Below are 15,322 nucleotides of genomic sequence, written 5' to 3' on the forward strand. Positions count from 1 at the left end.
GAGTCATTATAGCATAAAAAAGCGGCGGAAAACAATAAAAAAGTGAGCACTTTTCAGTGCTCACTTCAGTATTTCTATCTATGTATCAGATGAAATTATTTTACTTCGTTAACCAGTTCAGCGCCTTCCAGGAATGCCTTTGCATTATCCATTGTGATCAGAGCCATCTGTTCCAGAGCTTCTTCTGTCAGGAATGCCTGGTGACCGGAGATAACAACCTTATCGCTTGCCAGCAGTCTGGACAGAGTCTTGTCATGTTCTTTCAGGTTGCTTCTGTCTTCGAAGAAGTATTCATGTTCTTTTTCGCAAACGTCCATACCTACGCCACGGAATTTGCCAGCTTCAACTGCGTCAGCCAGAGCTTCGGAGTCAACCAGACCGCCACGAGCAACGTTGATGAAGATAACGCCGTCTTTCATCTTAGCGATAGCATCCTTGTCGATCATGTGTCTTGTTGCGGGCATCAGAGGGCAGTGGATGGAGATAACGTCAGCACGAGCATATAGTTCGTCCAGAGTTACATATTCCAGGCCCAGGTTGGGGTTAGGGAATGCATCGTAAGCCACGATATCCATGCCGAAGCCTTTCAGAATGTTAATCATGCACTGACCGATTTTACCTGTACCGATGATACCTGCTGTTTTGCCGTACAGAGCGATACCTGTCAGACCAGCGATATCGAAGTTGAATTTTGTTGTTCTTTCATAGGACAGATGAGGCTTTCTGTTAACAGCCATCAGAAGCGCTGCGCCCTGTTCTGCTACGGACTGAGGAGAGTAAGCGGGTACTCTCAGTACGGGCAGACCACATTCTTTTGCAACATCCAGATCAACGCTGTCGAAACCTGCGCAACGCAGCAGCAGAACCTTGATACCCAGATTTTTCAGTTCACGGATAACTTCTGCGGGAACTTCGTCATTAACGAAAGAGCAAGTAGCGTCATGACCTGCTGCCAGATGAGCTGTAGCGGGTGTCAGTCTTTCGTTGAAGAAAGTGATTTCATAGCCATATTTTGCTGCTACGGGTTTAAAAGCGTCTACCCAGTAAGACTTTGTGTCAAAGAATGCAATTTTCATCGATATCTTCCTCCTAAAAATTTAAAAATTTGATAAGTGGATAGTAAAATTTTATAGCAAACAGAACCATTCCCTCACTGCGAATAGGAAATATGTCTCACTCTGTTTGTTTTACTTTTAACAATATAATCTATTTTACCCTTCTTGTCAACCGAGTTTCTGTAAAATTGGCAGTTTTGCCAAACCCATTTTTCCCAAAACGCTAAAAAAACACCAGTTTCCGTCGAGGTTTGACTGCCGCTTTTTGGATATTATTTTTTTTACCCATAACTGCTAAAAATATCTCCTCTCACTGCACTATTTTTCAGTAAATAAAAAGAAAAACTCCCATTTTTGCATTTGGGAGTTTTTTCTGTCATGATTTTGTGAATTTTTCGGCGCAATGCGAATCAGTCAAACAGCTGAGAAATAGAAACGCCGTTATGGATGCAGTTGATTGCATCTGCGAAAATATCTGCAACGGAAACCATTGTAATCTTGTCGATTTTCTTTTCCTCAGGCAGCTCGATGGTATCCAGAACCAACAGCTCCTTGATTGCGGATTTTTCGATTCTTTCGATGGCAGGACCGCTCAGAACGCCATGTGTACAGCAGGCATCTACCTCGATTGCACCTCTTTCAATCAGCGCATTGGCTGCATTTGTAATGGTACCCGCGGTATCAATCATATCATCCAGCAGGATAACCTTTTTACCCTTGATGTCACCGATGATATTCATAACCTCGCTGACATTTGCCTTCGGTCTGCGTTTATCAATAATTGCAATAGGAATATTCAGCTTTTCCGCAAATTTTCTGACTCTTGTTACGCTGCCCAGGTCGGGAGAAACCGCAACAAAATCTCTTTCCAGAGAATCGCCGAATTTTTTGATGTAGAAGTCTGTCAAGAGAGGGCTGCCAACCAGATTATCTACGGGAATATCGAAGAAGCCCTGAATCTGCGCACAATGCAGATCCATTGTCAGCACACGGCTTGCGCCTGCGCTTGTCAGAATATTTGCAACCAGCTTTGCACTGATGGGATCTCTCGCTCTTGCTTTTCTGTCCTGACGAGCATAGCCGTAATAAGGCATAACGGCTGTAATTCTTGCTGCGGATGCACGCTTCATTGCGTCAATCATGATGAGCAGCTCCATCAGGTTATCGTTTACGGGATAGGATGTGGACTGGATGATGAATACATCTGCGCCACGAATGGTTTCATTGATCTTTACGGAAATCTCACCGTCGCTGAACTTTTCTACTTCACAGTCGCCCAGTTTCAGACCAAGCTTATCTGCGATTGCATTTGCCAGCGTTTTGTTGGAATTGCAGGCAAAAACTTTAATGTTGCTGATGCCGGAATTAAGCATTTATCTGTCCCCCTATAAAAAATAATTTTAGGTTATATAAGCACATACAATATTATGTTACACCGAAAAACAATCAATTTCAACCGCTATTCGACAATTTTTTCAAATTATCTTTCAATTCTCTTTTTTGTCCAGCCTTCGATGACCTGCTGTCTTGCTCTGGCAACCGCCAAAACGTCCTCAGGCACATCCTTTGTGATGGTGGAGCCTGCGGCAATGTAGGAGCCCTTCTTCACGGTTACAGGTGCAACCAGATTTACATTGCAGCCGACAAAAACATTATCCTCAATGGTAGTGCGGTGCTTTTTCTTGCCATCATAGTTTACCATAATGCTGCCGCAGCCGAAGTTGATTTTTTCGCCTGCATCGGTATCCCCAACATAAGAAAGATGGGGAATTTTTGTGCCGTCGCCAATGGTGGAATTTTTCACCTCAACGAAGTCGCCAACCTTCACCCTGTTGCCGATATGGCAGTTCGGGCGGATATACGCGAAAGGCCCAACGGTGGTTTCGTTGCCGATTTCGGATTCGATTGCCGTAGAGGTCTGGAATTTCACGCCATTGCCAAGCTTGGTATCTGTCAGTCTGGAATTGGGGCCGATTTCGCAGTCCTCCCCGATTTCCGTATTGCCCTCCAGCACACAGCCGGGCAAAATCACCGTATCCATACCGATTTTAACATCACTGCCGATATAGGTATTTTCGGGATCCACGAGGGTAACACCGCTTTCCATGTGCTTACGGTTGATGCGGTGCTTCATGATTTTTGCAGCTTCCGCAAGCTGTACACGGCTGTTTACACCGAAAAATTCATCGGCATCCTTTGCCACAACAGCCTCCACCTTGCCGCCTGCCTTCAAAATCAGCTCCAGACAATCTGTCAGGTAATATTCCCCCTGCGCGTTATTGTTATTCAGCTTGCCCAGGGATTCCTTCAATTCCCTGCCGTTGAAAATATAAATCCCTGTGTTGATTTCGTTAATCATTCTCTGTGTATCTGTTGCATCCTTATGCTCCACAATGCGTTCAAAGCCGCCGTGGTCATCGCGCATGATGCGTCCGTAGCCGGTAGGATCCTCTATTTTAGAGGAAACCACAGTTACGCTGTGTCCCTCTGTACGGTGTACCTCAACCAGCTTTGTCAGGGTTTCGCCTGTAATCAGCGGCGTATCCCCGTAGAGAATCAGCATATCACTGCTTTCATCAATAAAATCGCCTGCCATCATAACAGCATGTCCTGTGCCCTTCTGCTCTGCCTGCAAAGCAAAGGAGATGCCTTCCGCGCGGATGCCTGCCTTAACCTCCTCCGCCTTATGCCCAACCACAACGCAAACGTCCTCTGCGCCACAGCCTTTTGCGGTTTCAATCACATAATCCACCATACTCTTATTCAGAATTTCATGAAGTACCTTAGGTTTCTTGGATTTCATACGGGAGCCTTCGCCGGCAGCCAGAATGATTGCTTTCAACTGTCTCATTTATTTTTCCTCCTACGCCAAAGGGCGAAATATTTTTCAAGATATTGTATACATACATTTTAGTATCGCATTTTTCCCTATAAAATTCAATATACTCTTTTACTAAAAAATGATTTCCGGAAAAGAAAAAAAGCAGAGAAAACTCCCTGCTTTTCGTTCTTAAAATCCGATTTATAATTTTGTGCCCTTTTTCAGCACTGCCGGTTCCTCGGAGGAAACGCCGATGACTCTTTGCCCTGCGGAAAGGACAACCTCCTTATCGAAGATGGCATTTTCCACCACACAGTTTTCGCCAATCTGGCAGCCCTCCATCAGGATGGAATTCCTTACAGCTGCGCCCTTGCCGACACGCACCCTACGGAACACAACAGAATGCTCCACCTTCCCGTCAAAAATCGCACCGCTGCCGACGATGGAATCCGTCACATCCGCACCCCTGTTGTATTTTGCAGGGGGTTCATCCTTCGGCTTTGTTTCAATATAGGGATATTCATTGATGAAATGATCGCGGATATCCTTTTTCAAGAAATCCATATTCGTCTCAAAATAAGCCGCAATGCCTGTGCCGATGGCATTCCAGTAGCCGTCATATTCATAGCCGTAGATTTTCAGCGTATGGATAAAGCGGATGATAATATCCTTTACCAGACTGTATCTGCCTTCGGGGATAATCTGATTCAGCAGATTGATGAGCAGCGTTCTGGAGATAACATAAATCCCCAGGGAGGCCGCATCGGATTTCGGCTGCTCCGGCTTTTCCTCGAAGCCCTCCAGCTTATTGTCCGCATCCATCTGCAAAATACCGAATTTGGATAAATCCTTTCCCGTCATTTTCTGATAAACCACAGTAATGTCCGCATTTTTTTCCTTATGATATTCCAGCACCTTACGGTAATCCATTTTATAGATGGAATCACCGGAGGTAATCACAACGTATTCCTCATTGCTGCGCTTGAGGAAGGTCATATTCTGATAAATGGAATCCGCCGTGCCGCGGAACCATGTAGAGCCTGCATTGCTGGTATACGGCGTGAATACGAACAAGCCGCCCTGCTTTCTGCCGAAGTCCCACCATTTGGATGACATCAGATGGTCGCGCAGGGAACGAGAGTTATACTGCGTCAGCACAGCCACCTTCCCAATGCCGCTGTTGGACATATTGCTCAATGTAAAATCAATGGCGCGATAGCAGCTGCCGATGGGCAATGCCGCCGCCGCTCTATGGTCGGTCAGAACGCCCAGTCTGCCGTCGTTATTGCCGCCTGCCAAAATAATACCGATTGCTTTCATCTGTTACACCTCCCGTACAACGGCCTTGCCGCTTTCCAATCTGCCGTCGGGATAATCCTCCGGGAAGGTTCTGCCGTAAATCACGCAGTTTTTCCCCATCACAATCCCATCGGGAACACTGCTGTTCATGCCCAGAACGGTGATGCCTGTATTATAAATATTAGGCTTTGCCTCGTTAGGGATATTTTCCCCGACACCCATCTGCACATTTTTACCGATGCTGCATTTTTCATCAATGACGCAATGATCAACCAAAGCATTTTCGCCGATAATCGTGCCTGCCATGATGATGGAATCCTTCACCACTGCCCCCTTTTCCACCACAACACCGGGGCCGATGATGGAGCGACAGACCGTACCGTAAATCTCACAGCCGTCAGAAAGCAGCGCTTCCTCTGTCTTTGAGCCGGGTGCCGTATACTGCGGCGGCTGATGGTCGCTGTTGGTATAAATCTTCCAAAAATCCTCGTAGAGGTTGAATTCGGGCAGGGTGCGGATTAAATCCATATTGGACTCCCAATAGGACTGAATGGTGCCGACATCCTTCCAGTATCCATCGAAGCGCCATGCATACATGGGCTGTCCCTCATCCAGCATTTTAGGGATGATGTGCTTGCCGAAATCGCTGTCCGGATGGATGGAATTATCCTCAATCAATGCATCACGCAGTCTGTCCCATGTAAATATGTAAATCCCCATGGAAGCAAGATTGCTCTTGGGGCTTTCCGGCTTTTCCTCAAATTCGTAAATCTTATCGCCGTCCTCGGTATTCATAATGCCGAAGCGGTTTGCTTCCTCCATCGGCACCTCCATAACGGCAATCGTTGCCGCTGCATTGTGCGCCTTATGGAAGGCAAGCATCTTGGAATAATCCATTTTATAAATGTGGTCACCGGAAAGAATCAGCACATATTCCGGATTATTGCTGTCGATAAAGTCAATATTCTGATAAATGGCGTTTGCCGTCCCGTTGAACCATTCGCCGGAATCCCCTGTTTTCACATGCGGTGCAAGAATCGTCACACCGCCGTTTTTCTTATCCAGATCCCATGGAATCCCAATCCCGATATGCTGATTCAAACGCAGCGGCTGATACTGTGTCAGCACGCCGACGGTATCCACGCCGGAGTTAATGCAGTTGCTCAGCGGAAAATCGATGATACGATATCTCCCCCCGTATGCAACGGCAGGCTTTGCCACCTTTCTTGTCAACACGCCCAGACGACTGCCCTGTCCACCCGCCAGAAGCATTGCTATCATTTCTTTTTTACGCATATTACCCACCCCTATCTTTTCAGGTTGTATATATGTAACAAAGTCATAGGCTCTGTTTTGATTATTATAGCATAGGAAAATAAACTTGCAAAGCTTATCTACGGCATCTGTGCCGAAATTTCGCCTTATTTCGATTGGCTTTTTCTCTTTCCTTTTTTCTGATTGAGAAAATTTGCACGTTGCTCCTGCGCCCGTATGGGTTTATTTCCGGTGCTTTCTGTATAAAATATAAAACACAGAAAAAGAAAACACAGAGAAAAGATTGCCTTTCTCATGCCAGTATACTATAATGAAGGTTAAACTATATGATGATTTTGTTAAATTTCAGAAAAATTTGAACCCATTTAATAGATTTTGAGGCGATAGAATATGACAACATTTCAAAAAGGACAACACATTTATTTCATCGGCATCGGCGGCATCAGCATGTCCGGTCTGGCAGAAATTCTGGCAGATAAGGGCTGTATCGTTTCCGGTACGGATATCAAGGAATCCCCTGTGACAAAGCACCTGCAGAATTTGGGGATTCATATCAACTTCGGACACAAGGCGGAAAACATCACGGATGATGTAGATTTAGTGGTCTATACCGCGGCAATCCATCCTGATAACCCCGAATATCAGGCGGCGCAGGCAAAGCATATCCCCCTGATGGACAGAGCCAGACTGCTGGGCGAAATCATGGCGGAATATGAGGATTCCATTGCCGTTGCAGGCACACATGGCAAGACTACAACCACATCCATGGTTTCCGAAATCCTGCTTGCCGCAGGGACAGACCCCACCATTACGGTTGGCGGCATCCTGCCTACCATCAGCAGTAACCTGAAAATCGGTCACTCTCCGTATTTCGTTGCCGAGGCATGCGAATATTTCGACAGCTTTTTGCAGTTCAAGCCCTTCGTCGGTGTGATTCTGAATGTGGAAAGCGACCATCTGGATTATTTCAAAAACCTTGCGAATATCCGCCGCTCCTTCCATGCCTTTGCAGAGCGTATCCCTGCGAAGGGTGCATTGGTTATCAATCAGGCGATTGAAAACGTGGCAGAGCTGACACAGGGACTGGACTGCACCGTAGAAACCTTCGGACTGGCGGACGGTGCGGACTGGCAGGCGAAAAATATCATCCATGAGCCGGACGGCAAGAATACCTTTGATGTATATTATAAAGGCGAATTATTCGGGAATTTCCATCTGAATGTACCCGGAGACCATAATATCACAAATGCGGTGGCATCCATTGCGGCGGCACATTTTGTAGGTGTCTGTCCTGCGGATTGCCAAAAGGGGCTTCTGCATTTTACGGGCACAGAACGCCGCTTCCAGAAAAAAGGCGAAAAAAACGGCGTTGTTGTCATTGATGATTATGCGCACCACCCCACAGAAATCAAGGCGGCACTGGCGGCGGCAAAAAAGGTGCAGCACCGTACAACCTGGTGCGTATTCCAGCCGCACACCTATTCCAGAACGAAGTTCCTCTTTGATGCATTCGGCGAAGCATTCACCGATGCAGATGAAGTCATCATTGCGGATATCTATGCCGCAAGGGAATCCGATGACGGCACCATTTCCGCCGCCATGCTTGCGGACAGAATCGCGAAAACAGGCAAATCCGCAAGATATGTCGGGGATTTTGATGCCATCCGCTCCTATCTGGAGAAAAACTGCAAGGCAGGGGATTTACTTCTGACGGTCGGCGCAGGGGATGTGTTCAAAATCGGCGAAGCGTTTTTAGAAAATTAAGTCGAAAACATAAAAAAGCGTTCTCTTTAGGATATTCCATTTGAGAACGCTTTCTTTTTTATTCGGGGAAAATCACGGTGCTTGGTGTAGCTCCGTCATTCGTTTCTTTTGTTTCCGTTACAATGGCAGGCTGCTTTGCCGCCTCTTCTGCCGCTTTTTTCTTCTCCTGATGCCCGTTAATCAGAATGAACAGCGCCAGAAACCAGCACACAATCCCGATAAACCGCACAATTTTCATGCCTTTTTTCATTGCAATCTTCCCTTTCTCGCAATTTCTTTATTTATGATATGGCTCGTTGCGCTGAATCCGCTCCGAGCGGTAAATCTGCTCCAATAAAACCACGCGCATCATCTGGTGCGGAAATGTCATTCTGGAAAAGCTGAGTGCATAATCCGCGCGCCGCATCACCGCAGGGGAAAGCCCCAGAGAGCCGCCGATGATGAACACGATATGGCTCACGCCGCCAACGCTCTTTTTCGCCATAAATTCTGCCAGCTCCTCGGAGGAAAGCATCTTTCCTTCCACCGCAAGCGCCACCGCAAAGGCATCGTCCTTCACGTTTTTCAGAATCCGCTGTCCTTCCCTTTCCTTGACCTCCGCCGCCTGTGCATCGCTCATGTTTTCGGGTGCCTTTTCATCCGCCAGCTCGATAATCTCCAGCTTCATATAACGGCTCAACCGCTTGCTGTATTCCGCGATGGCATCGCGCCAGTATTTTTCCTTCAATTTGCCTACGCAAACGACCGTAACCTTCATGCCAACCCTCCGTTACAGTTCCACCTTCACGCCATTCTGAAAACGGCTCGCCATATCCATTTTTACATGCGTGCCAACCTCAATGCGGTTGTTCCGCAGGATTTCCTCTACTGTTTCATACGCCAGATGGGGGTTATTGTTTTCCTCGCTGAGGTGCCCCAAAAAAACATATTTCATCTTTCCCGTCATCACCTCTGCCAGAAGCCTTCCTGCCGTATGGTTGGAAAGATGTCCGTTTTCGCCCAGAATCCGCTGCTTCAGCGACCATGGATAACCGCCCTTTTTCAGCATTTCCACATCATGATTTGCCTCTAAAAGCAGCACATCACTGTCCTCTATGCTTTCCCGAATCGTATCCGTCACATGCCCGATATCGGTTGCCAGTGTGATTTTTTTCTCGCCCGAAAAGACGTTATAGCCGACCGGCTCTGCCGCATCATGCGGAATCCGAAACGGCTTCACGCAAAGGTCATTCACCGCGCAGACCTCATCCGCATACACAATCCGCTTGTTGCTCGGCGCAATCCGCCCAAGGCCTTCCTCCATCGCCGCCCAGGTATCCGCCGTGGCAAAAATGGGGATATCAAACCTGCGGGAAAGGATGCCTGCCCCCTTGATATGGTCAACATGCTCATGGGTGATAAACAGCGCATCGATTTTGTCGCCCGTCAGCTTCAAATTTGCAAGTCCTTCCTCGATTTTCTTGCCACTGATGCCTGCATCAATCAATATTTTCGTGTAATCCGTCCCGATATAGGTGCAGTTGCCGCTGCTGCCGCTGGCGATGGTGCAAAATTCCATCCGCAAGCCGGTTCACCTCTTTTCCTTCGTGTTTTTCCATAAAATAAGCCTCGGAACTGCTCCGAGGCTCTCTTGTTCTCTTTTTACTGCTCGCCGGGGATACGGTCGATATCCGCGCCCATGGCTCTGAATTTTTCCTCGACATCCTCATAGCCTCTGTCGATATAACGCACGCCGTCAATGATGGTTTCGCCCTCTGCCGCCAGTGCCGCCAGAATCATTGCCGCGCCTGCTCTCAGGTCTGTTGCGGAAACCTCCGCGCCGCTGAAATGCTTAATGCCGTGGATGGTTGCCACTCTGCCGTTAATTTCCACATCTGCGCCCAGCTTACGCAGCTCACCCATGTACTGATATCTGTTTTCCCAGACATTTTCCGTCAGCACGCTTGTCCCGTTGCAGACCGCAAGAAGCGTCGCAATCTGAGGCTGTAAATCCGTCGGGAAGCCGGGGTAGCTCATGGTCTTTACGTTTACCGCACGCAAGGGCTCATCCGCCATCACGCGAATGGAATCCTCCCATTCCGCCACCTTCACATTCATTTCCTCCAGCTTTGCTGTCAGGGAATCCATGTGCTTGGGAATGATATTCTTCACCAGCACATCGCCGCCCGTAATCGCCGCCGCAATCATGTAGGTGCCTGCCTCAATCTGGTCGGGAATGATGGTATACTGCGCGCCCTTCAGTTCGGGAACGCCCTTAATACGAATCACATCTGTCCCTGCGCCCTTGATATTTGCCCCCATCATGTTCAGATAGTTTGCAGTATCTACCACATGCGGCTCCTTTGCCGCGTTTTCAATCGTTGTGGTGCCCTCCGCCATGGTTGCCGCAAGCATGACATTGATGGTCGCGCCAACGCTCACCTGATCCATGTAGATGGAAGTACCAATCAGCTTTTCGGCATAAGCCTTCACCATGCCGTCCTCCTCAATGACGGTTGCACCAAGCGCACGGAAGCCCTTCAGGTGCAGGTCAATGGGGCGTTTGCCAAAATTGCAGCCGCCGGGCATTGCCACCTCTGCCTTTTTATAGCGTGCCAGAAGCGCACCAATGAGATAATAGGATGCGCGCATTTTCTGCACGCCCTCAAAGGTCGCCTGATAGCTGACACCCTCGTTACAATCAATTTCCAAAGTATGTTTATCTAAAAATCTGCATTTGCCGCCCATTTCCTGAATGGTATGACAGATATTTCTAACGTCCTCAATACTGGGAAGATTCTCCAGTACACTCACTCCGGTTGCCATTACCGCCGCCGGAATAACAGCTACCGCCGCGTTTTTCGCACCGCTGATGGTAACCTCTCCGGTCAATCTTTTTCGGCCCCTTACAACTAATTTATCCATAAAAACATTCATCCTTCCAATCAATTCCAAAGGACAATCTATATCTCTGAACAGGCGAAAAAGCCGCCGTTCCCCAAAAAGTAGTCGTTTTTCTCTATATTTCGCCCTATAACATTAGAATTATATCACGAAAACGTTGCAGTGGAAAGTGTTTTTTTTCGAGGGCTGTATTTTTCGCCCCACTTCTTCCCGAAAGCAGAAAACAGCGTCCATCCTTGCGGATGAACGCCATTTTGATTGTTTTCAGCTAAGATTTTCGGAAAAATTTATTTTACCGCCTGAATTGTTACAGTCTTTGTTGCATCGTCCCATGTGGTCACTGCGCCCAGCTCATCCGCTACAAAGCGAACGGGTACAAAGGTGCGGCCGCCGATGATAACAGGAGCAACGCCGTATTTTTCCAGAGCTTTGCCGATAGTCATTTTGATTTCCTTGCCGTTAACAGTCAGAGTAACCTCTTTTGCGGCTTCGTTCCAAGCAACCTGACCGCCCAGTGCTTCTGTGATGACTCTGATGGGAACCAGAGTTCTGTCGTTGCGGATTACGGGTGCAACATCGTTGATGATTGCCTGATCGTCCACAATCACTGCTGTGCTGCCAATCTGCAGAAGGATTGTCTTTGTTGCTGCTGCGGGCTTGTCTGTGTTGGCTGCGCCCTCTGCCTGCTTGAAGGTTGTATCAACGGTTACGCCGCCCTTCGGCATGGTGAAGGAGTATGTGCCGTCCTTTTCTGCTTTCAGCTTAACTTCCTTGCCGTCCTTGTCCTTTGCGGTAATCTTATCCAGTGCATAGCCCTCGTCAGCCTTGGGTGTCAGAATAACCTTGTCACCTGTTTCTGCCTTTGCCGCGCTTGCGGTTACAGCACCGTTTTTGCTGTCAGAGATGGTTGCACCGTATTTTGTAACACTGCTGCCGCCACCACCGCCGGAGGAGGAGCTGGAAGAAGATTTCTTGAATACTGTTACGGTGCAGCTTGCTGTTAGTGTGTTAGAAGGTGTATTGTCACCGTCTGTATCTGTGCCGTCACCTGTTGCTGTATCACCTTCTGCCTGAGTTGTAGGCGCATCTGTTGTATCAGGTGTTTCTGTTTCTCCGGGTGTTGTGGGTGCTTCTGTTACACCGCCCAGTGTTGCTGTGATGGTTGCACTACCATAGTCTACACCTGTAACAACGCCATTTTCTACAGTTGCGACTGCTTCTTTATCACTTGCCCATGTTATAGGGTCTGCTACTTCGTATGTTTTGCCGTTTGCTTCTATGATGGCTTTCAGTGTGTCTGTGTAACCTCTGCGGATTCTTGTGCTTGTTTTGTCCAGAGCAATCTTGTTCGTTACAACGTATTTGTCACCTTTAACCTGAATTGCTTTATAGCCCTCTGCTACATAAGCATTGGCAGGCTTATCGGAGAAAGTGCCGCCGGAGATAGAGATCGTAGCATTAGAGTTTGTACCTTTAACAATTGCACCTTTAGCACCACTAAAGCAACCACCAGAAATATTCACAATAGCAGGCTGACTGCTAACATCAGCAATCGCATAATCCGCACCTTCAAAGATACCGCCGGTTACAGTCAATGTACCAAGGTCAATATTATCACCACAACCACAGTTATAAACACCGTAGGTTTCTTTTCCTGTACTGCTTGCATCACTTGCAGCTTTGTAGGTACCACCGTTGATTGTTGCAATATTATGATTCTGAACAGTTGCCTGATAGAAATTCTTGAATGTACCGTTGTTAATAGTCAACTCTGCACGGTCATCATTTTTAATCGTATTCAGCCCTCCTGAGAAGGTACCATTATTGATAATCAACGCAGGGTTATCCACTCCCTCGTCGTTGTCGTATGTAGTACCATTGTAGTAACCATTCGCAACAAGGCTGGAGAATCTGCCCAACTCGCCATTCCCCTTCGCTGTCAGCACGTTTACGCCTTCGTTAATGGTCATATTACCAACATTCTTGATGGTGTAATAGGAGTTGCCGCCAGAAGAACTATCACTTTTACCATTTTCTCGAGTACGGTCAAAAGTACCTCCGTTTAAAGTAACCGTCCCCTTATTATAGAGAGCTGCTTTCCCGTGAGTAATATTATCAACTGTACCTTCACCCTTAATAGTCAAGGTGCCGTTATTCATAATTGTGTGCCCAACACTGTTTGTAATCTTCTTACCATTCAGGTCGATTGTAATATTTGCCTTTTCAGGTACTACAACATCCCCTGTGATATCAGCAGCAAGTTTAATAGTAGTTTCTGTTTCCCCTGCGGCAGTAATTGCGGCATTTAACTCATCAATAGTCTTAACACCTTCGTTTTCGGCAGGTGTATCAGGTGCTGTTGTGCTACCGCCTTCTGTGCCGCCATTTTCACTGCCAGTTTCACCTGTACTGCCAGTTTCACCACTGCCGCTTTCGCCTGTCTCTGCACCGCTTTCTGTACCTGTTGTTGCATCATCTGCCAATGCTGTCACAGGTGCAGTTGCAGTTGCCATGCTCATTGCCATGAAAATCGCAAGATATTTTTTCTTTTCATTTTTTCTTTTCATTTTTCCTTCAACCTTTCTTTATTTTTCCGTTCCTTTGAAAACCACTTTTTTCTATTTCAAACAGCCTTCTTCCTCGCTGCATCTCCCCCCTTCGCCTCTCCGCTTCTTATATTCGCACATCCTCCTTTGAGAAAAATGTGAAAGATGCCTTCCTTCCGTTGCTTCAATCGGGCTTTTCCTTCCGCAGGCACCGCTTCTGTCGGCTCAGCGTCTCCGGCGACATATCTAAAAATGAAGCTAAAAAACGGTCGCTGACCACATCCTCCAGCCCCGCATATTCCTTTAAAAAGAAAAGATACCGCTCCTTCGCCGCCATCTGATACCGCGCACTTTTGAGCGCCCATTGCTTGTGGTACGCCTGCATCAGCCATTCAAAAAGGATTGTTTGAAATTCCGGATAGGTTCTAAACAGCGTGATTACATCCATATTGGCAATCACAAAAGCATCTACATTCGACATCGCGACCACAGAGGTCAGCGCTTTTCTCTGCCAGTTCATAAACGGCGTAATCATCTCGCCGGATACAAAAGAAAAATCATCCGAAATCTGCTTTCCGCCCTTCGTGTAGAGAAATGCACCCGTCACGCCTTCCATCAGGAAGCAGCAGGTATCCACCGTTTCCCCTTGACTGTACAGTGTCCGTCCCTTCGGGCAGTGCCTGATGCTGGAAATACCAATAACTTCTTCGATTACATCTTTATTATGGATGTCCAGAACATCCACCAGAAACCGTCTCATTCTGTCTTTCATACACATACGATATCCCCAAACCTCTAAGCCTTGTCTTTCTGCCAATACATCTTCTTCCTTGTTTTATAAGGTTCATCATGCTTCATGAGTTTTTGCTGTTTCCTACAACATAACATAAAAATCAAACCCTTTCATTGACCTATGTCAATATCCTAGCATTTTTAAGAGCAATTTTCAAATATTTTCAAGAAAAATGAAAATTTTTTGATACATTTGTTTTCTTCTTCTATTTTCTATCTGTTTATTAGGTACAAACCGATATCTAGTCAAAAATAACTGATTATATAGAATATTTCAAGTTTTTTATTAGATATAATATGACACATGGAGGTGATACAAGCATGTGTAAAGAGGCATTTTCCAAAAGATTGGTACAGCTGCGTATGGCAAAGGGCGTTTCCGCAAGGGATATGAGTCTTTCCCTCGGGCAGAACCCCGGCTACATCAACAGCATTGAAAACAATAAGACTTTCCCTTCCATGTCCAATTTTTTTGAAATCTGTGACTATCTGAACATCACCCCAATGGAATTTTTCGATCTGGAGTCAGAGCATCCCGAAAAAATCCGCACCCTCACAGAGCAGCTCAAGCGCCTTGATGCTACCCAGCTTGATAGTATCCTTCGTATTGTAAATGGGCTGGTCTCCAATCATCCCCATTGATTTTTTCCAATTCATAAATCTGTAAAAACCCCGTCGGTCGCAGGGCATAAAAAAAAGATACAAGATTTTTTCTTGTATCCCTTTTTCGCTTGCGGAGACAGGATTTGAACCTGCCTTGCCCACCTCGAAATCTGGTCGTCCGCTCTCCCTCTCTGCGTTCTGTCCGCGGAACTCCCGATTTCTCGCCTGCATCACCTTCCTTCTTCTGCCACCGGCAGCGGTCGGTGCTGCAGCCCCGGGAACCC

13 protein-coding genes are annotated in these 15,322 nt (G+C 47.0%); 2 read left to right on the plus strand and 11 right to left on the minus strand.

What is annotated here, in order from left to right; genetic code table 11:
- Positions 1 to 95: 95 nt before the first annotated feature.
- The 5 genes from GPK49_RS11755 to GPK49_RS11775 all read right to left on the minus strand — a co-directional run bounded on the left by GPK49_RS11755 (position 96) and on the right by GPK49_RS11775 (position 6,471).
- Entirely contained in the window at positions 96 to 1,076 is a 981-nt protein-coding gene (locus GPK49_RS11755) for a 2-hydroxyacid dehydrogenase (RefSeq protein WP_016407574.1), read from the minus strand.
- Positions 1,077 to 1,465: 389 nt separating this feature from the next.
- Entirely contained in the window at positions 1,466 to 2,428 is a 963-nt protein-coding gene (locus GPK49_RS11760; protein WP_016407575.1) for a ribose-phosphate diphosphokinase, read from the minus strand.
- A gap of 107 nt (positions 2,429 to 2,535) precedes the next feature.
- Positions 2,536 to 3,906: a bifunctional UDP-N-acetylglucosamine diphosphorylase/glucosamine-1-phosphate N-acetyltransferase GlmU gene (glmU, locus tag GPK49_RS11765; RefSeq protein WP_215678093.1), complete on the minus strand. Its 1,371-nt coding sequence runs from the start codon at positions 3,904 to 3,906 to the stop codon at positions 2,536 to 2,538.
- 171 nt (positions 3,907 to 4,077) lie between these two features.
- Positions 4,078 to 5,196 carry a glucose-1-phosphate adenylyltransferase subunit GlgD gene (glgD, locus tag GPK49_RS11770; RefSeq protein ID WP_124984292.1) on the minus strand — a complete coding sequence of 373 codons (1,119 nt, stop codon included), beginning with the start codon at positions 5,194 to 5,196 and terminating at the stop codon, positions 4,078 to 4,080.
- A 3-nt stretch (positions 5,197 to 5,199) separates the two neighbouring features.
- A complete protein-coding gene (locus GPK49_RS11775) occupies positions 5,200 to 6,471 on the minus strand; it encodes a glucose-1-phosphate adenylyltransferase (RefSeq protein ID WP_016407578.1) in 1,272 nt (423 codons plus the stop codon).
- 369 nt (positions 6,472 to 6,840) lie between these two features.
- Between GPK49_RS11775 and murC the strand changes: the two genes are divergently transcribed.
- Positions 6,841 to 8,214 (plus strand): UDP-N-acetylmuramate--L-alanine ligase, encoded by a 1,374-nt coding sequence (gene murC / locus GPK49_RS11780; RefSeq protein WP_124984294.1) that lies wholly within the window; start codon positions 6,841 to 6,843, stop codon positions 8,212 to 8,214.
- A 58-nt stretch (positions 8,215 to 8,272) separates the two neighbouring features.
- Here the strand turns inward: murC and GPK49_RS11785 are convergent, their stop codons facing one another.
- The 6 genes from GPK49_RS11785 to GPK49_RS11810 form a co-directional block, all read right to left on the minus strand.
- Entirely contained in the window at positions 8,273 to 8,464 is a 192-nt protein-coding gene (locus GPK49_RS11785) for a hypothetical protein (RefSeq protein ID WP_124984295.1), read from the minus strand.
- 27 nt (positions 8,465 to 8,491) lie between these two features.
- Positions 8,492 to 8,971, minus strand: coding sequence for a 23S rRNA (pseudouridine(1915)-N(3))-methyltransferase RlmH (gene rlmH / locus GPK49_RS11790; protein WP_016407581.1), 480 nt, complete (start codon positions 8,969 to 8,971; stop codon positions 8,492 to 8,494).
- A 12-nt stretch (positions 8,972 to 8,983) separates the two neighbouring features.
- A complete protein-coding gene (locus GPK49_RS11795; RefSeq protein WP_118580469.1) occupies positions 8,984 to 9,772 on the minus strand; it encodes an MBL fold metallo-hydrolase in 789 nt (262 codons plus the stop codon).
- 83 nt (positions 9,773 to 9,855) lie between these two features.
- Entirely contained in the window at positions 9,856 to 11,118 is a 1,263-nt protein-coding gene (locus tag GPK49_RS11800) for a UDP-N-acetylglucosamine 1-carboxyvinyltransferase (protein ID WP_016407583.1), read from the minus strand.
- Between the two features lie 266 nt (positions 11,119 to 11,384).
- Positions 11,385 to 13,664 carry a stalk domain-containing protein gene (locus GPK49_RS11805; RefSeq protein ID WP_215678096.1) on the minus strand — a complete coding sequence of 760 codons (2,280 nt, stop codon included), beginning with the start codon at positions 13,662 to 13,664 and terminating at the stop codon, positions 11,385 to 11,387.
- A gap of 163 nt (positions 13,665 to 13,827) precedes the next feature.
- A complete protein-coding gene (locus tag GPK49_RS11810; protein WP_215678100.1) occupies positions 13,828 to 14,460 on the minus strand; it encodes a hypothetical protein in 633 nt (210 codons plus the stop codon).
- A gap of 296 nt (positions 14,461 to 14,756) precedes the next feature.
- Here GPK49_RS11810 and GPK49_RS11815 point away from each other — a divergent pair, with 296 nt between their 5' ends.
- Positions 14,757 to 15,077 (plus strand): helix-turn-helix domain-containing protein, encoded by a 321-nt coding sequence (locus tag GPK49_RS11815; RefSeq protein ID WP_215678103.1) that lies wholly within the window; start codon positions 14,757 to 14,759, stop codon positions 15,075 to 15,077.
- The last annotated feature ends 245 nt before the right edge of the window (positions 15,078 to 15,322 follow it).

Source organism: Clostridium sp. MCC345, assembly GCF_018785345.1.
GTDB lineage: Bacteria > Bacillota > Clostridia > Lachnospirales > Anaerotignaceae > Anaerotignum_A > Anaerotignum_A faecicola.

Coding starts and splice junctions, on each gene's coding strand:
- GPK49_RS11800 (WP_016407583.1), bottom strand. CDS start 11,118: ATGGATAAATTAGTTGTAAGGGGCCGAAAAAGATTGACCGGAGAGGTT.
- rlmH (WP_016407581.1), bottom strand. CDS start 8,971: ATGAAGGTTACGGTCGTTTGCGTAGGCAAATTGAAGGAAAAATACTGG.
- GPK49_RS11795 (WP_118580469.1), bottom strand. CDS start 9,772: ATGGAATTTTGCACCATCGCCAGCGGCAGCAGCGGCAACTGCACCTAT.
- glmU (WP_215678093.1), bottom strand. CDS start 3,906: ATGAGACAGTTGAAAGCAATCATTCTGGCTGCCGGCGAAGGCTCCCGT.
- glgD (WP_124984292.1), bottom strand. CDS start 5,196: ATGAAAGCAATCGGTATTATTTTGGCAGGCGGCAATAACGACGGCAGA.
- GPK49_RS11760 (WP_016407575.1), bottom strand. CDS start 2,428: ATGCTTAATTCCGGCATCAGCAACATTAAAGTTTTTGCCTGCAATTCC.
- murC (WP_124984294.1), top strand. CDS start 6,841: ATGACAACATTTCAAAAAGGACAACACATTTATTTCATCGGCATCGGC.
- GPK49_RS11775 (WP_016407578.1), bottom strand. CDS start 6,471: ATGCGTAAAAAAGAAATGATAGCAATGCTTCTGGCGGGTGGACAGGGC.
- GPK49_RS11805 (WP_215678096.1), bottom strand. CDS start 13,664: ATGAAAAGAAAAAATGAAAAGAAAAAATATCTTGCGATTTTCATGGCA.
- GPK49_RS11755 (WP_016407574.1), bottom strand. CDS start 1,076: ATGAAAATTGCATTCTTTGACACAAAGTCTTACTGGGTAGACGCTTTT.
- GPK49_RS11785 (WP_124984295.1), bottom strand. CDS start 8,464: ATGAAAAAAGGCATGAAAATTGTGCGGTTTATCGGGATTGTGTGCTGG.
- GPK49_RS11815 (WP_215678103.1), top strand. CDS start 14,757: ATGTGTAAAGAGGCATTTTCCAAAAGATTGGTACAGCTGCGTATGGCA.